The organism is Pseudomonas sp. NFACC08-1, assembly GCF_900106735.1.
Classification (GTDB): Bacteria; Pseudomonadota; Gammaproteobacteria; order Pseudomonadales; family Pseudomonadaceae; genus Aquipseudomonas; species Aquipseudomonas fluorescens_Q.
The window spans coordinates 558,087-578,566 of the sequence record NZ_FNNL01000002.1; the positions used below are offsets into that span (position 1 = coordinate 558,087).

General features: G+C 57.0%; 18 protein-coding genes. 8 read left to right on the forward strand and 10 right to left on the reverse strand.

Features of this window, described 5'->3' with window-relative positions:
• The first annotated feature begins 78 nt into the window (after positions 1 to 78).
• Entirely contained in the window at positions 79 to 1,434 is a 1,356-nt protein-coding gene (locus BLU76_RS06075) for an MBL fold metallo-hydrolase RNA specificity domain-containing protein (protein WP_092221953.1), read from the forward strand.
• 184 nt (positions 1,435 to 1,618) lie between these two features.
• On the opposite strand, the gene BLU76_RS06080 is transcribed toward BLU76_RS06075, so the two are convergent.
• The 4 genes from BLU76_RS06080 to ftsH all read right to left on the reverse strand — a co-directional run bounded on the left by BLU76_RS06080 (position 1,619) and on the right by ftsH (position 6,679).
• Positions 1,619 to 2,158: an Hsp20/alpha crystallin family protein gene (locus BLU76_RS06080; RefSeq protein ID WP_092141722.1), complete on the reverse strand. Its 540-nt coding sequence runs from the start codon at positions 2,156 to 2,158 to the stop codon at positions 1,619 to 1,621.
• Between the two features lie 88 nt (positions 2,159 to 2,246).
• A complete protein-coding gene (gene arcD, locus BLU76_RS06085; RefSeq protein WP_092221955.1) occupies positions 2,247 to 3,740 on the reverse strand; it encodes an arginine-ornithine antiporter in 1,494 nt (497 codons plus the stop codon).
• A gap of 130 nt (positions 3,741 to 3,870) precedes the next feature.
• Positions 3,871 to 4,623 carry a fumarate/nitrate reduction transcriptional regulator Fnr gene (gene fnr / locus BLU76_RS06090; protein WP_092141716.1) on the reverse strand — a complete coding sequence of 251 codons (753 nt, stop codon included), beginning with the start codon at positions 4,621 to 4,623 and terminating at the stop codon, positions 3,871 to 3,873.
• Between the two features lie 229 nt (positions 4,624 to 4,852).
• Positions 4,853 to 6,679 (reverse strand): ATP-dependent zinc metalloprotease FtsH, encoded by a 1,827-nt coding sequence (gene ftsH, locus BLU76_RS06095; RefSeq protein WP_092221957.1) that lies wholly within the window; start codon positions 6,677 to 6,679, stop codon positions 4,853 to 4,855.
• Between the two features lie 259 nt (positions 6,680 to 6,938).
• On the opposite strand from ftsH, the gene BLU76_RS06100 reads away from it, so the two are divergent.
• The gene (locus BLU76_RS06100; protein ID WP_092141710.1) at positions 6,939 to 7,202 is read left to right on the forward strand and encodes an Lpp/OprI family alanine-zipper lipoprotein; all 264 of its coding nucleotides are present in this window, start codon (positions 6,939 to 6,941) and stop codon (positions 7,200 to 7,202) included.
• Positions 7,203 to 7,280: 78 nt separating this feature from the next.
• Here BLU76_RS06100 and BLU76_RS06105 read toward each other — a convergent pair whose 3' ends face one another.
• The gene (locus BLU76_RS06105; protein ID WP_092221959.1) at positions 7,281 to 8,624 is read right to left on the reverse strand and encodes an OprD family porin; all 1,344 of its coding nucleotides are present in this window, start codon (positions 8,622 to 8,624) and stop codon (positions 7,281 to 7,283) included.
• Positions 8,625 to 8,934: 310 nt separating this feature from the next.
• Here BLU76_RS06105 and BLU76_RS06110 point away from each other — a divergent pair, with 310 nt between their 5' ends.
• From BLU76_RS06110 to BLU76_RS06135, 6 genes are all read left to right on the forward strand, one after another.
• On the forward strand, positions 8,935 to 9,666 hold the full coding sequence (locus tag BLU76_RS06110) for a GntR family transcriptional regulator (protein ID WP_092141704.1): 732 nt from the start codon (positions 8,935 to 8,937) through the stop codon (positions 9,664 to 9,666).
• 122 nt (positions 9,667 to 9,788) lie between these two features.
• The gene (locus tag BLU76_RS06115) at positions 9,789 to 11,078 is read left to right on the forward strand and encodes an MFS transporter (RefSeq protein ID WP_092141701.1); all 1,290 of its coding nucleotides are present in this window, start codon (positions 9,789 to 9,791) and stop codon (positions 11,076 to 11,078) included.
• A gap of 28 nt (positions 11,079 to 11,106) precedes the next feature.
• Complete coding sequence (locus tag BLU76_RS06120) at positions 11,107 to 11,937, forward strand: amidohydrolase family protein (RefSeq protein ID WP_092221961.1); 831 nt, start codon at positions 11,107 to 11,109, stop codon at positions 11,935 to 11,937.
• A gap of 109 nt (positions 11,938 to 12,046) precedes the next feature.
• A complete protein-coding gene (locus BLU76_RS06125) occupies positions 12,047 to 14,230 on the forward strand; it encodes a PAS domain-containing sensor histidine kinase (protein WP_092221963.1) in 2,184 nt (727 codons plus the stop codon).
• Entirely contained in the window at positions 14,227 to 14,628 is a 402-nt protein-coding gene (locus BLU76_RS06130; protein WP_092221965.1) for a response regulator, read from the forward strand. Before BLU76_RS06125 ends, BLU76_RS06130 begins: the two co-directional genes overlap by 4 nt.
• Positions 14,629 to 14,739: 111 nt before the next feature.
• Entirely contained in the window at positions 14,740 to 15,183 is a 444-nt protein-coding gene (locus BLU76_RS06135; protein WP_092221967.1) for an HIT family protein, read from the forward strand.
• Between the two features lie 202 nt (positions 15,184 to 15,385).
• Here BLU76_RS06135 and BLU76_RS31460 read toward each other — a convergent pair whose 3' ends face one another.
• The 5 genes from BLU76_RS31460 to BLU76_RS06160 all read right to left on the reverse strand — a co-directional run bounded on the left by BLU76_RS31460 (position 15,386) and on the right by BLU76_RS06160 (position 20,464).
• Entirely contained in the window at positions 15,386 to 15,979 is a 594-nt protein-coding gene (locus BLU76_RS31460) for a hypothetical protein (RefSeq protein WP_170867280.1), read from the reverse strand.
• Between the two features lie 118 nt (positions 15,980 to 16,097).
• Positions 16,098 to 17,057 carry a hypothetical protein gene (locus BLU76_RS06145; protein WP_092221971.1) on the reverse strand — a complete coding sequence of 320 codons (960 nt, stop codon included), beginning with the start codon at positions 17,055 to 17,057 and terminating at the stop codon, positions 16,098 to 16,100.
• 3 nt (positions 17,058 to 17,060) lie between these two features.
• The gene (locus tag BLU76_RS06150; protein ID WP_092221973.1) at positions 17,061 to 17,972 is read right to left on the reverse strand and encodes a Rossmann-fold NAD(P)-binding domain-containing protein; all 912 of its coding nucleotides are present in this window, start codon (positions 17,970 to 17,972) and stop codon (positions 17,061 to 17,063) included.
• A 62-nt stretch (positions 17,973 to 18,034) separates the two neighbouring features.
• On the reverse strand, positions 18,035 to 19,333 hold the full coding sequence (locus tag BLU76_RS06155) for a hypothetical protein (RefSeq protein WP_092221975.1): 1,299 nt from the start codon (positions 19,331 to 19,333) through the stop codon (positions 18,035 to 18,037).
• 39 nt (positions 19,334 to 19,372) lie between these two features.
• Positions 19,373 to 20,464, reverse strand: coding sequence for a hypothetical protein (locus BLU76_RS06160; RefSeq protein ID WP_092221977.1), 1,092 nt, complete (start codon positions 20,462 to 20,464; stop codon positions 19,373 to 19,375).
• Positions 20,465 to 20,480: the final 16 nt, after the last annotated feature.

Sequence of the window (20,480 nt, forward strand, 5' to 3'; positions counted from 1 at the left end):
TTGTTGACAAAGATCAACGGCAACGAGGTCAAGCAATGTGACCAATAGACTTACGATCGATTGTCCAGGAGCACCGCCATGCGCATGACATTTCTCGGGGCCGCCGGTACGGTTACAGGCAGCAAGTACCTGCTGGAACACGACGATCAGCGCATCCTGATCGATTGCGGTCTGTTCCAGGGCTACAAGCAGTTGCGCCTGCACAACTGGGACCCCTTCGAGCTGCCGATGCGTGACCTGGATGCGATCGTACTGACCCACGCCCACCTGGACCACAGCGGCTACCTGCCGGTGCTGGTGCGTAATGGCTATCGCGGCCCCATCTACGCCACGCCGGCGACCTGCGAGCTGGTGAAGATCCTGCTGCGCGACAGCGCTCGCTTGCAGGAAGAAGAAGCCGAATACGCTAACCGCAAGGGGTTTTCCAAACACGCGCCGGCCTTCCCGCTGTACACCCGTGAACACGCTGAACGAGCGCTGAAACTGCTGCGCCCGATTGCATTCGAACACCCGGTGGAGATCGCCCGGGGGATCACCATCTTGCTGCGTCGCGCCGGGCACATCCTCGGTGCCGCGACGGTACAGGTCCAGGCTGGTGGGGTGACACTGGTGTGTTCCGGGGACTTGGGGCGACCCGAGGATCCGGTGATGTTCGCGCCGAAAGTCATCGAGCAGGCGGATGTCCTGCTGGTGGAGTCGACCTACGGCGACCGTCGACACCCACACGAGTCGCCGGAAGATCAATTGGCTGAGGTGATCACTCGCACCGCGCTGCGCCGTGGCATCACGTTGGTGCCCTCGTTCACGGTTGGCCGTGCCCAGTTGCTGATGTACCACCTGTATCGCCTGAAACAACGCCGGGCGATCCCCGATATCCCGATCTACCTCAACAGCCCCATGGCCATCGACGTCACCCGGTTGTACCAGCGCTTTGGTGACGAGCATCGTCTCTCCAGGGAAGAGTGCGAAGGCATGTGCCACATCGCCCATCCGGTGCGCTCGGTCAAGGACTCCATGGCCCTGGACCTGCAACGCACCCCGGCGGTGATCATTGCCGCCAGTGGCATGGCCACCGGCGGGCGCGTGCTGCACCACCTCAAGAGCCTGGCGCCCAACCCCATCAACACCTTGCTGATGCCCGGTTTCCAGGCTGGCGGTACGCGAGGTGCGAGAATTGTGGCGGGTGAGCCTGCGGTGCGCATCCATGGCAAGGACGTGCCGATCAATGCCGAAGTGGTGCCCATGCAAACGCTCTCGGCCCATGCCGATGCCGACGAAATCATGCAATGGCTGCGCGGCTTCAAGACACCCCCCCGGCACACCTATGTGGTGCATGGCGAACCCAATGCGTCCGACGTCTTGCGCCATCGCATTGGCGACGAACTGGGGTGGTCGGTGTCGGTGCCGGAGTACCGCGATAGCGTCGAACTCTGAACGACCGCCTTGGCGAGCAAGGGGATTTTCTGTGCCCACCGGATTTGTGCGCGCCACGCTCCAGAGTGGGAGCTAGCCTGCTCGCGAAGGGGCCGGCCGCTTCAACGACGCATTCGGCCTGAAATAAGCACAGGCATGAAAAAGCCCCTCGTCGTTGGCCGGCGAGGGGCAGGGTTCAAAGCGATCAATCGGCCTTGATCGGCACGACCTTTTCCGCTTTCAGTGCTTCCGGTTTTTTTGGCAGTGTCAGCGTCAGCACGCCTTTGCTGAACTGGGCTTCGATCTTGTCGCTGTCGACGCCTTTTGGCAGGTTGAACACCCGTTCGAAGGAGCCGTAGTGGCGCTCGGACAGGTGATAACCCTTTTTCTTTTCTTCCTTGGTTTCTTTTTTCTCCCCCTTGATGATCAGGTTGCCGTTGGCCAGGCGGATTTCGATGTCTTTCTGATCCATGCCGGGCAACTCGGCGGTGATTTCAAAGCTCTTTTCCTTCTCGGTGATGTCAACGGCCGGCAGGCTGCTCATGGAAAACTCGCGACGCCAGAAGGGTTCGACATCGAACAACCCGCGACTGAAGGGCGAAATCCCCGTGCCCCGGTTGAAGTCATCGAACAGGCGATCTACCTGCTGGCGGAGCTTTTCAAATGGATGCCTGAGGTCAGTCTTGGCGGGATGCGGAGCGTTGTCTTCGGTTTTGACCGGCATCTTTTTCACTGAATTGGACATTTGATTTTCCTCTTGGGTGATGTTCGGGCGGGTACCTGAACAGATGACCAGATACCGTTGCCGAACAGGTCAATGCATGCTTGCGAACTTACAAGGACAGTTGGCCGGACCAGAGCATCCAGCCGGCGAAGATCGCCGCCGCCCAGATCACCAGCAGCAGGCCCCAGCCAAAACCAGTGAGGGCCCGGCCCGTCCTGGCCCGTTGAGCGCTCAGGTAGATCAGCGAGCCGGGGGCATAGAGCAGGGCACTGAGCAGCATGTACCGGGGGCCGGCGGCGTAGAGCAGCCAGACGCAATAGCCCGTCGCGACCACAGCGATGGCCATGTCGCGCAGTTGCAGGCCGCGATGGCCGGCGTAGGTCTGGCCTTGCCAGGTCATTTTCAGTGCATACAGGCCACTGAACAGGTAGGGCAGCAGGATCATCGAGGTGGCGAGTGAAATCAGCGCCAGGTAGCTGGCGCTCGAATACAGGGTCAGCAACAGGAACAATTGGATGCAGCCGTTGGTGATCCATAGCGCGTTGGCCGGTGCGCCGTGTTGGTTTTCCGTGGCCAGCAGGCGCGGCATGACCTTTTCCTTGGCCGGGGTGAACACCGATTCGGCTGCCAACAGCGTCCAGGCCAGCAGCGCGCCGCCCACCGACACAATCAGGCCAATACTGATCAGCACCGCGCCCCAAGGCCCGGCCACCGCTTCCAGTACACCGGCCATGGAAGGGTTCTTCAGCGCGGCCAGTTCGGGCTGTCTGAGGATGCCCAAGGACAATAGGGAAACGGCGATCAGCAGCATCAATGTCAGGATGAAGCCAATCACCGTGGCGCGGCCGACGTCGGCCCGTTCGGCGGCCCGGGCGGAGAATACGTTGGCGCCTTCGATACCGATGAACACCCAGACCGTCACCAACATGGTGCTCTTGACCTGGTCCAGCGTACTGCCCAGCGCCGGCGTGCCCCAGAAATCCACCATGAAGGTGTCCTTGGAGAACGCGGCAATGACCAGTCCGATGAACAACAGCAACGGCACCACCTTGGCGATCGTCGTCAGGGCGTTGGCCTTGGCGGCGGTGCGCATCCCGCGCAGGATCATCCAGTGCAATGCCCACAGCACCACGGACGCGCCAACGATCGCGGCTTTGTTATTGCCTTCGCCAAACACGGGGAAAAAGTAGCTGAGCGCAGCGAACAGAATCACCAGGTAGCTGACATTGCCGATCCAGGCGCTGATCCAATAGCCCCACGCCGAATTGAAACCGAGGAATTCGCCACCCAGGGCACGGGCGTAGGCAAACACACCGTTGTCCAGTTCCGGTTGGCGGTTGGAGAGAGTCTGGTAGACCAGGGCCAGCGAGAGCATGCCCACGCCGGTGATGAGCCAGCCGATCAGGATCGCTCCGGCACCGGCGCTGGCGGCCATGTTCTGGGGCAGGCTGAAGATGCCGCTGCCGATCATCGAACCGACGACCAGAGCGATCAGCAAACTCAGCGACAGGCGTCTGGGCTCGACCTTTCGCAAACTGCCGGCCAAAGGGTGAGGTGTGACGGTCGGGATGACCGGTTCTGTACCTTGCAGGTGCGTTGCCATGATCAAAGCCTCCATGAGACGGGAGGTTCGGTAACCTTCGTCGATGCAAAGGTTCGAACGCTGAGTCTTAATCTCGGCTTGAAGGCGTGGAGGGGTATTGACGTAGATCAGATGTCATGCAGAGCAGGCATCACAGTTCCGCATGACGATGACAACCGGCGACTTTTTGCTTGAGGCCGGGCAAGTCCAGAATCGTGACGTTGCGCCCATGCATGTCCACCAGTTCCTCCTGGCGCAGGTGGGCGATGCCCCGGCAGATGGTTTCCAGGCGCAGGCCCAGGTAGGAGCCGATGGCTTCGCGGCTCATGCGCAGCACGAATTCCCTGGAGGAATAACCTCGCATGTTAAGCCGCTGGGACAGGTTCAATAGAAACGCCGCCAGGCGTTCGTCGGCGTTCATGTTGCCGAGCATCAACAGCATGCCGTGGTCGCGCACGATTTCCTGGCTCAGGAGTTTATTCAGGTTGTGCTGCAACGACGGTAAGTCGTGGGCCAGTTTTTCCAGGAGGTTGAAGGGGAGCGGGCAGACTTCGCTGTCTTCCAGGGCAATGGCATTACAGGCGTAGCGATCGGTGCTGATGGCGTCCAGGCCAAGCATTTCGCCTTGCATCTGGAAACCGGTGACCTGTTCGCGACCGTCTACCGAAAGGACGCTGGTCTTGAAGAAACCCAATCTCACCGCATACAACGAGCGCAGCGGGTCGCCGGTGCGATACAGCGCCGCGCCTTTCTTGACCTTCACTCGCTGGGCGATCAGGGTGTCGAGGCGCTCGACTTCACCGCCCGTCAGGCCAATGGGCAGGCACAGCTCAAGCACGCTGCAGTTCGAGCAAGCGGTCTTGAGGGCATGCACCCGCAGAAGTCGCGGTTCGGACTCGGCCATGAGGAAATTTCCTATAGTTGGAGCAAGCATAGAACAACAACTCAGCCATGCCTGTTTTTTGTCGCCTAAAGCCATACCGGCTATCGATAGACGCAGAACGGGTACAAAGGATGGGGGTGAAAACCTTCACTATGGGACTTGCAGATGACGCTATTGTGTCGTGGGTGGGCGTACAGGGGGGCGTTGGATTCGTTCACGCCGTGACAGATCGATCAACGGCCAGGCGCTGTCAAACCAGTCGCAAAGGCAGCGCAGCGCGTTTGAGCGGCAGGAGCGGGGCAAACTCTTCAGGTGTCAGGGTTTCCTTTTCCACCAGCAGATGGGCCCCGGCGTCGAGGTCTTCCCGATGGCTTTCCAGCAGTGTCCTGGCGCGTTGATAGGCTTCAGCGAGCAAGGCGCGGATACCCAGGTCGACTTCCCTGGCGGTTTGTTCCGAGTAGTCCTTGTCACCCATTTCCGTGCGCTCGCCCAGGTAACTGGCACTTTTGCGTTCCAGCACCGCCAGGCCAAGCTCTGTGCTCATGCCAAAGCGGGTGATCAACTGTCGGGCGATATCCGTGGCGTGGGCCAGGTCATCGGCGGCCCCGGTCGAGACTTGGCCGTAGGCAAGGCATTCGGCGGCACGTCCCGCCATCAGCACGACCATGCGGTCCTTGAGCATCTGGCAACTGACGAGAAAATGATCTTCCGTCGGTCGCTGCAGGGTATAGCCCAGCGAGCCAATGGCGCGCGGCACGATCGATACCTTATGGACCGGGTCCATGTCCGGGAGGTTGCTGGCCGCCAACGCATGTCCCATTTCGTGGTAGGCCACCACTTGGCGTTCATCGGGATGTAACAGGCTGCTCTTGCGTTCGATCCCGGCAACGATGCGCTCCACGGCCGCGGTGAAATCGTCGAGGCTGACCGTTTCGGCACCGCGGCGAGTGGCGATGATGGCGGCCTCGTTGACCAGGTTGGCCAGGTCTGCGCCAGTAAAACCCGTGGTGATGTCGGCGATACGCTCGCTATCGAGGTCCTGGCCAGTGACGATCTTCTGCAGGTGAACCTTGAGGATCGCCTGCCGGCCTTTACGGTCGGGGCGATCGATCAGGATCTGTCGATCGATCCGGCCGGCTCGCAACAGCGCCGGGTCCAATACCTCGGGGCGGTTGGTCGCCGCCAGCAGCACGACCCCTTCACGCGGGTCGAACCCATCCAGTTCTGCCAACAGCTGGTTGAGGGTCTGCTCTTTTTCGTCATTGCCGCCCAGGACGCCGACGCCGCGCATTTTGCCCAGCGCATCGAGCTCGTCGATAAAAATGATGCAGGGCGCGGCCTGTCGGGCCTGTTCGAACAAGTCATGCACGCGAGCGGCGCCGACACCAACGAACATCTCGACGAATTCTGACCCTGATATCGAGAAGAAGGGCACGCCGGCCTCTCCAGCGATGGCTTTGGCAACCAGGGTCTTGCCGGTGCCTGGCGGACCGACCAGCAATGTACCTTTGGGAATGTGCGCCCCCAAGCGTGCGTATTTCGCCTTGTCCTTGAGGAAAGAAACAATCTCCACCAGCTCGACCTTGGCTTCGTCGATGCCGGCAACGTCGGCAAAGGTCACGCCGGTATCGCGTTCGACGAACACCTTGGCGCGGGACTTGCCGATGTTCATCAAACCACCCATGCCCTGTTTTTCCGCCAGCCCACGAAACAGGAAATGCCAGATCACCATGATCAGCACGAAGGGCAGCAACCAGCCCAGCAGGCCACTCAGGAAGGTGTTTTCGTTGATGCCGGTGAACCCGACCCCCGAGTGGGCGAGATCTGCCGCCAGTGCCGGTTCCACCCTCACGGTCGCGAACTGGGTGTGGCCGTCGATGGGTTCCTGCAACTGGCCGCGGATCTGGTCCTTCTCTACCCGTAGATCGCTGACCTGCCGATTGTTCAGCAATTGCAGAAACTGGCTATAGGGGATGACCTGCACCGCGGGGCGTTCGAAAAACAGGAACTGCACCAGGCTGAACACGGCCAGCGCAATGAAGAAGTAGGACAGGTTCCATTGGTGGTTTTTTTTCATGGCCTCGACTCGATAAAAGGCCTCGGATGAACAGGCCGCGCATAAATGGTCGGGGAGATCGCCGGCTCCCTGGTTTGCTTTTTCTACGCCTGAGGGCTGCAAAGACATTGAGCTAAATCAACTCGGTTCAAGTGAGTCACGGTGTGGGCGTCGGACGAGCCAAGCAGTTGACAAGGATCAGAGTGGGCAGGGGGTGTTGCCAGATACTCGAGCCAGTTGCTAGCCGTTTTTCCTGCTGTGCTTAACCGAGGAAATAACCATGGCCTTGAATCGATACTTACCTGTCGTATTAATGAGTATTTTTCTGGCAACCACTGCCGGGTGCTGTAACAAGCTCGCCCAAGAAGTGGATGCCCGACTGGAATCGGCGGAAAATAACGCTGCAACGGCAAGGCTCAGGGCGGATGAGGCCTACAGGAAGGCTGAGCAGGCCGAGACAATGTCCGAGCAGGCCCAACGTACCGCCGAGGAGGCAAGCATCCGGGCCACTCGGATGACCGACGATAAGGCCTCGCGCAAGTAATCAGCGGATATATGGGGCATGGGCAACAGGCGGGCGCTGCGCGTGTTCGTCCACCTTCGGTTTCCTGACGCGCGAGGGTCAGAACGGCCCCAGCTTGAGCGGGTACTGGATGACGATATACAGCCGGTCGATGTCATCGCCGCCCTGGCTGCTGTTGGCGCGATGGGTGACATGGGACAGTTGCAACGACAGGTCCTTGGCCGGGCCTGACTGCACGATGTAGTGCAGGTCCAGGTCGCGCTCCCAATGGCGTCCGCCAGCGCCTTGTTGCGGACTGTAAGTGCCGGTGTCGCTATCGAACGGGTTGTAGGCACCGCCTTGGGGGGCATGGCTGCCGTCGATCCCGCGTCCAGTCACATAGCGGGCCATGAAGCTCAGGCCGGGGATGCCCAAGGTGCCCAGGTCGAGGTCGTAGCGCGCTTGCCACGAGCGCTCGCCGGGGCCGTTGAAGTCGGCATATTTGATTGAATTGGCCAGGTAGATGGAGTCGCCGCCGACGAAATCGAAGGGCGTGTCGCCGTTGATTTTCTGATAGGCCAGGGTGAACGCCTGGGCATTGAACCGGTACTTGCCGCTCAGGCTATAGGCTGTGGTGTCGATGGCCCCGGCAATGGCCTTGCCATCGTCGCGGGTGTGATACAGGTTGCCGTCGAGGAACAGTTCGCCAACGGTGGCATGCAGGTTGGCATAGTACTGGCGCCAGGTATCGCTCAGTTCGGAGGCGTAGAGCGCGCCGCCCAGGGCTTGGCCGGTGAGCAGGTCGGCGCCGATGAAGTCGATGACGCCGTGGCGCGTCGTCGCCCCATACCCGGAAAAATCACCCTTGCTGGTCGAGGCGTCCTGATTCTTGAACGCACTGAAGTGGCCTGCCTGCAGGGCTACCCCTTCGAACTCGCGGCTGGAGAGTAGCAGGCCGCTGGCGTATTCGGGTTGCAGGCGCTTGTCTGCGGTATCGAATACCGGGCTCTGCACCGTCATTTCGCCGACCGCCAGGGTGGTGCGTGAGGCGTTGAATTTCAGCGCACCGCCGGCACTGGAGTAGTGGTCCTCGCTTCGCCCGTTCTCATCCAGCGGCAATAATCCCGTTCCGGAGTGCCCCTTGCCGCCGTCCAGTTTCAACCCCAGGAACCCGTGGGCATCAATGCCTACGCCAATCGTGCCGGGGGTGAAACCGGACTCGAACGAGGCGATGAAGCCCTGGGCCCATTCCTGTTTGTAGCTTTTGCCTGCCGGGGTCGGGGCGCGATAGTCATTGTTGAGGTAGAAGTTACGGCTGAGGACTTGCAGCGTCGCCCCGTCGAGAAAGCCAGGCGTGCTTTGCGCGAGTTCCGCTGCCATCGCCGGTGCGGTGCCGCTTGTGAGCAGGGCAAGCAGCCAGAGCGGCTTCAGGGCGGCGGTTGAGTGGTGTGGTGCAGGTAACATGCTTCATTTCCATGTGAAATTGGGCGGGCGAAGGGGCGGTACTACGCGCAGCCAGGTGGGAAGCGTCCGGCGCGGCGCAGGGTGACCGAGCAGCTTGGCGCTTGAGAAACCAGGTCTGGGCAGAGGGCTTCATTCTTGGGCGTGGGGCGCGAGCGTGCGAGTTAAACGTTGTTAATTGCGGGCCGCTACATCATTGGCTTTACCATTCATCAACGGGCCACCCTGGCATTTCTTGACAGCCATCGCGCCTGGGTAAATACTCGCCACTCATATTCATATATATGACTAGATAACAAGGTGAATAAGGTCAATGAACGCTCTCTCCAGTGATGCCCGCCTGCCGCTTTATCAACGTTTACGCGACCAATTGGCTGAGCAGATCGCCAATAACCGCTGGCGCCCGGGGGAGGCGATTCCTACTGAGGCGGCACTTTCAGCCGAATACCAGTTGTCTACCGGTACGGTGCGCAAGGCCATCGATGCGCTGGTCAGCGAGGGCGTCCTGGAGCGCCAGCAAGGGCGCGGCACCTTCATTCGCCGGCCGCAATTCCAATCGTCGCTGTTCCGTTTTTTCCGCTTTCAAAGCGCTTCAGGCGAACGCCGGGTTCCCGAGAGCCGGATCCTGTCCGTGGAGCCGGTGGCCGCGCCTTCGGCGGTGGCCCAGGCGCTGGGGCTACCGGCCGACGCTCCGGTGATTCGTATCGTGCGAGTGCGTCTGCTGGAAGTGGAGCCGGTGCTCGCCGAAGAAATATGGCTGCCCCGTAGCCGCTTCCAAACCTTGCTCGAAATCGACCTGAGTCAAAAGGGCCCGTTGCTTTACCCCATTTATGAAGAGGTTTGCGGCCAGGTTGTCGCCTATGCCGAAGAAACCCTCACCGCCGAATCGGTGAATGAGGTGTACGCGCGATTGCTGCAAGTGCCGGTCAACAGCCCGGTGGTGGTGATCGAGCGTCTGGCGCGGGATTACGCCGGCAATCCCCTGGAGTGGCGACGCTCTCGCGGGCATGCCGAGCACTTCCGCTACAGCGTGGAAATTCGCTGACCCGACCCGGCTAGCGGCGAGTCGGTCGCCGCTGTCCCTACCGTTTTGTTTGTCATGACTGGCCCTGTAGCGGCGCGGTTCGCTCTCGGCTGCCTTTCGTTCCACCCATAAGGATAACAATCATGTTCAGTTGGTATCGCCAAGTCACCGCGCGGGAGCGCAAAACGTTTTGGGCCTGTTTCGGCGGATGGTCGCTCGACGCCTTGGAAGTACAGATGTTCGGCCTGGCGATCCCGGCGTTGATCGCCGCGTTCGCCTTGAGCAAGGGCGATGCCGGGCTGGTCAGCGGCGTGACCTTGGTCACTTCGGCCATTGGCGGTTGGGTCGGCGGGACGTTGTCGGACCGTTACGGTCGGGTGCGCACGCTGCAGTGGATGATCTTGTGGTTTTCGTTCTTCACCTTCCTGTCGGCGTTCGTCACAGGCTTCCACCAGCTGTTGATCGTCAAGGCGCTGCAGGGCTTCGGGATTGGCGGGGAATGGGCCGCCGGCGCAGTATTGATGGCCGAGACCATCAACCCCAAGTATCGCGGCAAGGTCATGGGCACGGTACAAAGCGCCTGGGCGGTGGGTTGGGGGCTGGCGGTCGGCGTCTTCACGCTGATCTACTCCCTCGTGCCCCAAGACATGGCCTGGCGGGTGATGTTCGTCGTGGGCCTGCTGCCGTCGTTCCTGATCATCTGGGTGCGGCGCAACGTTGAAGAGCCCGACAGTTTCCAGCGCCTGAAAAAAGACAACGTCATCCCGCAAAGTTTCTTCAAATCCCTGGCCGGTATCTTTCGCCCCGAGTTGATCCGCGTGACCTTGTTTGGCGGGTTGCTGGGGCTCGGGGCGCACGGTGGTTACCACGCCGTGATGACCTGGTTGCCGACCTTCCTCAAAACCGAGCGCAACCTGTCGGTGCTCAACTCCGGCGGCTATCTGGCGGTGATCATCTTCGCCTTCTGGTGCGGCTGCGTAGTCAGTGGCCTGTTGATCGATCGCATTGGACGTCGGAAGAACATCGTGCTGTTCGCGCTGTGCTGCGTGGTCACCGTGCAGTGTTATGTGTTCCTGCCGTTGACCAACACCCAGATGCTGTTCCTGGGGTTCCCGCTCGGCTTCTTCGCGGCCGGTATTCCGGCGAGCCTCGGAGCATTTTTCAACGAGTTGTATCCGGCGGATGTGCGCGGTGCCGGTGTGGGGTTCTGCTACAACTTCGGCCGGGTGCTCTCGTCGGTGTTCCCGTTCCTGGTCGGCCACATGAGCGACTCCATGTCCTTGGGCTCGGCCATTGGCATCGACGCCGGGATTGCCTACGGCGTGGCGGTGATCGCGGCGCTGTGCCTGCCGGAAACCCGCGGCCGCAGCCTGGAAGCCGCTGTGGCATCGGCGCCTGTGGTGGAGAGTGACGGCCAGGGCGCCCGAGCCTGATTTTCCCTATTTTCGATAGATGAAACCCATGGTTGATATCCGTACTACGCCGGTCACCGGCATTGACTGCCACGCCCACGTGTTCAGCCGCGGGCTGGAACTGGCGGCTGTCCGGCGCTACACACCTGACTATGACGCTACGCTCGCTCAATACCTGGGCCACCTGCACGTCCACGGCTTGAGCCATGGGGTGTTGGTGCAGCCGAGCTTTCTCGGCACCGATAACCGCTACCTGTTGGCCGCGCTACGGCAAGCACCGCAGCAGTTGCGCGGGGTCGTGGTGGTGGAGCGAGACGTCAGCCGAGCCGAGTTGGACGACATGGCCCGGCTGGGGGTGGTCGGTGTGCGCTTGAACCTGATGGGCAGGGCGTTGCCTGATTTTCGTGACGTTGCCTGGAACGGTTTTTTGCGTCATCTCGCGGAACTGGATTGGCATATCGAACTGCATGCCAACCTGGTGGACTTGCCGGGGCTGATCGGTCAACTGTTGCCGTTTGGTGTCCGATTGGTGGTCGATCATTTCGGTCGCCCGGATGCGCGTCTGGGGTTGGATCAACCTGGCTTTGCCCAATTGATGGAGTTGGGGCAGGGTGGGCAGGTGTGGATGAAGGTGTCCGGTATCTATCGATTGGGTGCAACGGCCCCGCGAAACCTTGAATTCGCCCGCGCTTCGTTGGCGGTGCTGGAACGCAGTTTTGGCCCCGAACGCCTGGTGTGGGGCAGCGATTGGCCGCACACTCAGCATGAAGCGCATGTCGGCTTCGAGACGGTCATGGCGCAGTTGCGCGCATTGGAATGTTCGGCGTCGCTGATGCATGCGTTAATGGTCCAGGCACCCCAGGCGCTCTTCAAGTTTTGAGGCGCGAGGCTGTGAGATTGAGTTTTCCTGAACTCGCCCGGTGAATAGGGATCTAGACATCCATTGATGCCCTGTGAAAGGTTTCAGCCAGGCGGTTTGAGGATGACTGATGTCGAACATTGAAGAGCTACCCAGGGAAACGCGTACACCAAGCGAGTACGAAAGCTTGATCGCGATGGGGACGAGCGCACTTGATGCCATTCCTGGTGCGGTATACCTCTGTGATCGCAAGGGGTGGCTCGTCAGGTACAACGGTGAGGCGGCTGAGCTATGGGGAAGGGCGCCGGCACTTGGGAAGAACGGTGACCGTTTCTGCGGCGCTCATCGACTGTTCCTGACCGACGGTAGGCCGCTGGCATTCGAACACTGCCCGACAGCCTTGGCGCTCGATACCGGCATTGCCTCGCGCAATCAGGAAGTGCTCATCGAGCGCCCGGATGGCTCGCGGTTCGTGGCGCTGATGAACATCCGCGCGCTCAAGGATTGCCGAGGCGTCATTCAAGGGGTGATCAACTGCTTCCAGGACGTTTCGGCGCACCACGCCATGGCCGAAGAGCTTCGGCGCAAGAGCGCCGACCTGGAAGACTTTTTCGAAAACAGCGCGGTGGGCCTGCATATCGTCAGCGGCGAAGGCATTATCCTGCGCGCCAACAAGGCGGAGCTGGCGCTGCTGGGCTACTCGGCCGACGAGTACATCGGCCGCCACATCACCGAGTTTCATGTCGACGAACCGGTTATCGGCGACATCCTCGCCAAGCTGGGCAGCGGCGACTGCCTGCAAAGCTACCCGGCGCGACTGAGGGCAAAGGACGGCTCGATCAAGCATGTCATGATCACTTCCAATGGCCGGTTCGAAGACGGGAAACTCTTCAATACGCGCTGCTTCACCATAGACCGGAGCGGTGTCCATGCAGCCGAGGCGGCGCGCCAGGACAGCGATGACCGACTTTCGGCGACCTATGAAGCGGCGACCATCGGTATTGCCGAGGCCGACGTCGACGGTCGCTTGCTCCGCGTCAACGACGCCCTGTGCAACATGCTGGGCCGCTCGCGGGAACAGCTCCTGTCGATGACATTCCTGGACTACACCCACCCGGATTGCATCCCGCAGGACGCCGGATTGTACGCCCGCCAAGTGGCCGGTGAACTTGATAACTACGTGCTTCGCAAGCGCGCCGTGAAGCCCGATGGCGAGGTCGTTTACCTCGACATCCATAGTTCCTCGGTGAGGGACGCCAACGGTACGTTTCGTTATGGCGTGCGAGTGCTGCAGGACGTCACGCTGGCGCGGCGGATGGAAAACCAGGTCCGCGAAAGCGAACGGCACATGCGCAATCTTCTCGAGGCGTTGCCTGCTGCGGTGTACACCACCGACGCCGATGGCCGCATCACCTTCTACAATCGCGCCGCCGTCGAACTGTCGGGGCGCATGCCTCAGTTGGGCGACATGTGGTGTGTGACCTGGAAGCTGTTCAATACGGACGGAACCGCGCTGCCTCACGATCAATGCCCGATGGCGGTGGCCCTGAAGGAAAACCGGCCGATACGCGGCGTCGAGGCCGTCGCAGAACGGCCGGACGGTAGCCGCGTTCCGTTCACGCCTTATCCCACGCCTTTGCATGATGCCGATGGAAACCTGGTGGGCGCCATCAACATGCTGGTCGACATCTCCGAGCGAAAGCAGGCGGAAAATCGGCAGAAGACGCTGATCGATGAGCTCAATCACCGGGTCAAGAACACCCTGGCCACGGTGCAATCGCTGGCAGCCCAGACGGCACGCAACGCAGAGGATGCGAAAGACGGCTACAGGCGTTTCGAGGCAAGGCTCTTGGCCTTGTCACGGGCACACGATCTCTTGACGAAACGGCATTGGGGGCAGACGCCGCTCGACACCCTGGCCCACGAAGTACTGATGCCGGTGTTTGGGCATGAGCCTGGCCGCATCGTGATCGAAGGCCCTTCTGCAGACGTCGGCACTCGTGTGGCGCTCAACCTTACGATGACCCTCAATGAATTGGCGATCAACGCGCTGAAATATGGTGCGATGTCGGTCGAGAGCGGGACGCTTGCCGTCACCTGGCACCTGCAAGCCCGGGCGGGCGGAACATTGCTGACCTTCGACTGGCGCGAACAAGGAGGACCCCCCGTGTCACCGCCGGAACGGGAAGGGCTGGGTTCTCGCTTGATGCAGCGTTGCATCGAGCGCGACTTGGCCGGCAAGTTCGACCTTACCTACGCTCCGCAAGGCGTTTGCTGCCGCTTTTCGTTCCTGATTGGGGTGCCCGGGGCATGAGCCCATTTGTAGGCGTCAGGGTGCTGGTCGTCGAGGACGAAGGCGCGGTTGCCCTGTTGATCGAGGATATGCTGGAGGAGTTCGGATGCGAAGTGGTGGCCTCGGTCGCCCGGCTCGCGGCAGCACGTGACATGGCCGGCTCGGCGCAGGTCGATCTGGCGATCCTGGACGTCAACCTCGCTGGCGAGCGCGTTTTTCCGGTGGCCGAAATCCTTCGCGGTCGCCATATTCCCTTCCTGTTCAGCACCGGATACGGCGCCAGCGGACTGCCAGCCGAATACGCTGGCTGCCCGGTCTTGCACAAGCCGTTTTCGCAAACTGAGCTGCAGCAAAAAATTGCCGTTACGCTGGCGGGGGCTCGTGAAAGCGGCTTGGCTGCCAGCACCGATGGCGACTGAGCCGCCGCCATCGTGAGCAAGCCCAGCCCTTGGCTTCAAGTGGGCCTCTGACTGTGCTAAATCTCTTACCGGCAGCCCACCAACCTCTCTAAACCCATTCAAGGAGTGATCATGAGTCTCCACGGTCATTACGATCCGCAGAACATCTTTGCGCTGATCCTTCGCGGCGATGCGCCGTGCTACAAGATTTACGAAGACGCCGATGTGTTGGCCTTCCTGGATCTCTTCCCTCAATCGCGCGGCCATGTCCTGGTCATCCCCAAAGCGTCCCAGGCGCGAAATATCCTCGAGGTCGAGCCCGCCGTCCTGGGTGCGATGATGTCTGCCGTGCAGCGCCTGACGCGGATCATCGTGGACGAATTGCAGCCGGACGGGGTTCAGGTCGCGCAGTTCAATGGTGCTGTGGCCGGGCAAACGGTCTATCACATTCACATGCACATCATTCCTCGTTGGGACGGTGAGGCGCCCGGTGTGCATGGCAGGGGCAAGGCCGATCCGGATGAGCTGGAAGCACTCCAGGCGCGTCTGGTCGAGCGGATTCGCTCAGGAGCCTGACGCCGGGCAGGATTCTGTAAGGGCACAGGGCGTGCCCTACTCATAAAAACTGACGGCAACCTTGCCTTTGAGCACCCCAACCGCACCTGTGGCCCATTGGCAGGTGATCGTGCGCCGGACGCACCGATGCGCGGGGCGGCCGGTCAACTGCAACGGCTGTTCGATCTGTTTCAGGGCGCGCCCCCACTTACTTTTAGCCAGGCTAAATTGAAAAATTGCCAGATAATCGGGGTTGCAAGTTATGTAAGTTTTCATAATGCGACACCGCAATCTTCAGCTTGTTTTTATCAAAAAAGAATTTTCTCTTTTCGATGTTTTCAGCCTTGTATTCCTGGCCGCTAAGCGCTTTCTTGAGTAGCCCGGATACTTGGAAGCCAGGCGGGTCGTTCGGTTTAATGTACTGGTTATACTGGTCAGGAAGTGGGACGCTGCCCATGGCCTTTCTGATCAGGTTTATTTTATTGCGGCAGTCTGCTTCGTCTTCCAGGATTAAAGAAACCGAATCCATTCGCTGAAGATATTTTGTATGCACCCGTACGGTGTTTTCATAGGCTTGCGATAGGCGTATTGCTGCCTCATCTGGAGTGACTTTAAAAGAGGCAAGCCATGATGAAAAACAGTCGATAGGGTTGCGAAGAATAGTGATCAGCAGGATTTTTTCAAGGTTGAGATTGTTCGCCAAAAGTTCTACTGGATCATAGGTTGCTTCCGAGGCAAGGTATGGACCAAAGGCCTCTTTGAGCACCAGCCGTTTGCCAGCAAAATCCCGGAGTGAGAGGGTGGGATCGATTTTCATGTGCTCGCATCTTAAGATGTGCTTTAACGGTTGGAAAATTCCTATGTAATGAGAGGACGCCAGTGCGTTGAAGAGGAATGTAGTGCCGCTTCTGCAGGGGCCAAGAATCAGCACGCAATCATACATTTAATATCTCCTTCTCGATTTGTCGCGTTAAGCCCTCTAGATCAGAATAACTCCAGTGGATACAAGCAGTACTTACCTTCTCGAGCAGCGACGCAAGCGGGAAATTTTGGGGGGCGCTAAAGCCTAGCCATTTGGGGCGCTGAGGATCTATTGGAGAAAGCATCTGGCTTGCGACAATTTCCGCCGGTGATGAGTCGTTTTGGATACGGGTTGGAAGAATTATTTTCTTCAGGTACACAGGTTTTTTTTGTATGCGCGATGGATCTACGTAGTCGGTAACACGGACAACTTCTTTTTTTGTGCTGCCTGGGATGACTAAACGGATCTCTTCAAACCACCCTAGAGCTTTGAATCCTTCCCCGCTTGGAATGATGGGTAACCTGTCATTGGTCAGGTAGCCAACGTCGGGTATCTGGAGAGATTGAAGCAAACTTGTTGTTTTTCCTTGACCTTTTTCCCCTACGAAGCAGAATCCGTAATCGCCGAAGGAGACGGCAGAGGCGTGGAGTATTGCGCCACCCTGGCGTTCTATCTCTGTAACAATAAGCTGTTTCAGTAAGCGTTGAAAATCTTTGGTGAATGAGCTGTTGTTGCGATACAAGACTTCAATGGTGTTCTTGTCTATTGAGAATAGTGTTCCGGAGTTGGGGTTGTAGATTGTGCGGGAAGTATCGGAGCTGTGCTTCACAAAGCCAGTACCAAAATCGCTTATGGCATTGTCGGTAAGGGGGTTGAAAAAAACAGTTTCTGACCAGTCAGAAAGGTCTGCTTTAAAGTCGGAGGTATTTTGGCGCAGGTTGATTTTATAGTCGAAGGTGTCGCGGGGAGACTCGCTAATGGATAGGAATGGAAAAAGGTGCGCTTCATAGAGGTCTAAAAAGGCTAGTTTTTCTGTGGGCGAATGAAAGGTTACCAGGAAAATAAACTCATCGTAGTAATTCAGGTATAACATGATTTACGCCACCTTGTAGTTGGATAGTTGATCGAGATGCATATCTATGAATTGCATGAGGCAGGTGTCGGTGCAACGCAGATTTTTCCCCAGCAGTGGCACGCCAATGAAATAGGTGGAGCCACTCGGGGTTACAACGCAAACCTCAGCGTGAATCACGCTATGGATGTTTTCGTTTAAATTGGATAAGGTTTGCATAATCGCCAATGCGCATGAATAGGAAGAGCTATTGACGACAGTATGGTATCTCTGGATTTTCCACCATTTATGGATGTCATTCTCCAAGAATGTGGAATGCAATTTTTCAAAGTCGCCACTGCTTACGTAGTCGTCCTGCTGGCTGCGAGCCTCAGAGTAAACCTTTGTAGACTTGAAACCATCAAACAGAAGTTGTTGGCTGTTATTGAAATAACACTGCTCATTCAGGTTGTGTGCCCCCATCACAAAGTCGACATGCGGGCACTGAAACTTCAGGCGATTGAAGTCATTTTGAACACCAACACCTACGATGAAGGCGTCAAGTCTCTGCCCTAGATAGGTGCCTAATAATGTCGTTGGATTGGTGACCAAAATTACGTTCTTGTGATTCAAGAAGTCCAAGTAAGGGTCAATGACTTCCTTGTTGAGCTGGTAGAGGTCGCTTTTTCCGCTTCCTCTACTGGTTCGTTTCCCAGCTATCAGGATAATAGTGTCAGCCTTCTGAATTGCTTGTGGAGATCTACAGATTTCAAAATCGACCAGATTATCCTGGAAGCTAGCTCGGAGCTTGCATTCTTGCTCGTAGCTTTCAGCGTAAAATACGATCGAGAGTTCGTTGGCTGTTCTCAGGAAAGAAACCAGCGTTTGACCTACTTTGCCCGTGCCACCGATGATGCAAACTCGCTTGACTGGGTATCCTTCCCTGAGTAACTTCATGTTTATCCTTTGTCACAGGCTGTAGATATGTGGATTTTTCAAACTTTTGCATTGGAAAATTTCTACAGCGATGGCTGTAGTTGTTTTGCCTGGAAATAGTGTACGTTGGCACCTAGAAATAAGAAGCTCAATAGATAGCAGAGTGAATAAGTGGTTAACAAGGTGGAGCCAGACATGCTTGAGTCGGCATACCTGAAAATGTAACCCACATACCCTATGTAAACGACGGCGTTCATGACTATTTGGGTGATGATAGTATTGCCCAGTGCTCGAATGTGAGCCGATACGAGCATCATCAGGCTTGTGCAGCAAAACATGAAAATCAGGCTAGGGTTCAACCAGGGGTCTGCCGTATACATGTGAGCAGTAACGCCAAAAAGCTGACCGATTTCAATGCCCCATGTCACAAGGATGGCGATAGGTATAAGCATGCTAAGCGCGAGGTAGCGAAAGACCATCGACGAAAGACCTGGTTGGCCATTTCTAGATACGTAGATGCTGTGAATCTGAGTAAATGCCGAAACCGGGATTATTAGTAGGGTTGTTATGCTTACTGCAATTGAAAAAATAGATACGAGGTCTTTATCAATTAAAAATAATTTTTTATTGGCCATGAAGAATGCGAATCGCTGGGATGCAAGGCCAAGTCCGTTGGGGCTGCCAATTATAAAAAGGTGCCGAAGTACCGAGTAATTGAAGCTGAGTTGCCAAAGCTTGAGAGTGCTGCTTTTATAGATGTAGTAGGCCAGTTCCAGGCATTCACAGCCAAGCATGAGGTACGCAATAGTGAGCGAATAATTTTCTTTGTCGCTCAGCGCAAACGCCGCGCCTGAAAAAAACATGAACGGGAAGAAGTTTATGAATCGGGCGATGCTGCTGCTGTTGCCTTTTACGTGAGCCTCAAAATATGCGTTAAAGAAGCTTGTAAGGATGTATATCGACATATAAATAAGGTACACATGGCAAAACGTCAGCGCCTTATAGCTTTTGGAAAGGCTGTCTATTTCACGATCGGATGTGATTGTGATCAGGTAACAAGCGGCTGCTACCAGGAATGAACAGGCAATGACCATAAGAAAGGATGACATGAAGATATTCTCACGTGTGCGTCCTCCCTCCAATGCCAGGTTTCCCACCGCCCTGAACATGAAGGTGACAACCGTCGCGGGAAATATAAATGCTGATGTGATGTAGCTGAAAAAGGCGAATTCATCGAAGTTTTTGTTTGCAACCAGAATTCCGGCAAATGCCATGCTGACAAAGGGGAAAAAACGATTTGCAGAAAACTTGAGTATGCTGGAATAGTAAAAGTTGGCGTAACTTTGGCGCGTCGCAGCTGCTTTCATTTGGCGAAAACCCATTTTCAAATGATCTGGTACCCATAAGCCGTAGGCAGGTAATTATATTGCTCTATGGCTTTTAGGTATTTCAAATGAGTGCGAGCTGATTGCCTTGGCTGCGGCTAGTGCATCTAAATACTCAAGACAAACATTGTCGGTTATTTTCAGGTGCTCTTTTGCACGATCAATAATCATGTCCACTGATTGTGCGTTGTCTATTAATGCCCAAAAAAGCGCGGCCGAACTGGGGAGCTCCAGAATCGCTTTAGACTCGATCGTGAGGTACCATTTTGACATATGAAACATGACGCGGGCATCCGGATTTTTGAGAATCAGCGGTTCATCACTCAGTTGATCAGTATCAACCAGTCTGGATTCAACAAAAAAAATCTCTTCCGGTACGATGTCGGCAATAATTTTGTAATCGGTGATCATTTGGTGAAATTTTTTGACAGAGATCAAGTATTTTTTACTTTCAACTGTCGATGAAACTGGAATGGAAGAGGCGAGTTCAAGAAATCTACGGAACCCAAGATGGTGCTCTCCCAGGTATCGAACTGCGTAGCGTACATGCCATTTTTCCAAGACTGATGTCGATCCGCGTATTGCCAGAAGGACACTGAGACTGTGCCTGAGTGCTTTATGTGCACTGAAGAGTGCTGAGCGCAGGTCATTAACCAACTTGAACCCCTGCGATACCTTGAGTTCACGCTCAGCGTTAAGCAAAGACAAGTCAGCGAGCCGAGTCCTGAATGTAGTAACATCAAATTCTTTTTTTATGCTGTCGAACACTGATTCCCCGCTAAGGGCAATGCCGGAATACACTCGATGGCAAATTAACATTTCATAGGCGCCGACGGACGCGAGATTTTCACCCTTTGAAATGAATTCCATTATTGAGTGTATTTTTGCGAGCGAAATCTTCGTTAGTTCTACAGGGCGCTCGAGTTCCGAAATCAAGACTTCTTCTTCTGTACAGTTGTCAAATACTGCATAGATGTCGTAATCGGAATTGGGTGTAGAGATTCCCTCCGTGATGGACCCTGACAAAAAACTGAAAATGGGTTGTGCCGTTGAGTGGAAATAACCTTTGACTAAGTTTTTTAAGGTGTCGAGCTCTTCAGTAGAAAGGTCTGCTGATGTTTGTTGCATGACATACCTCCATGTA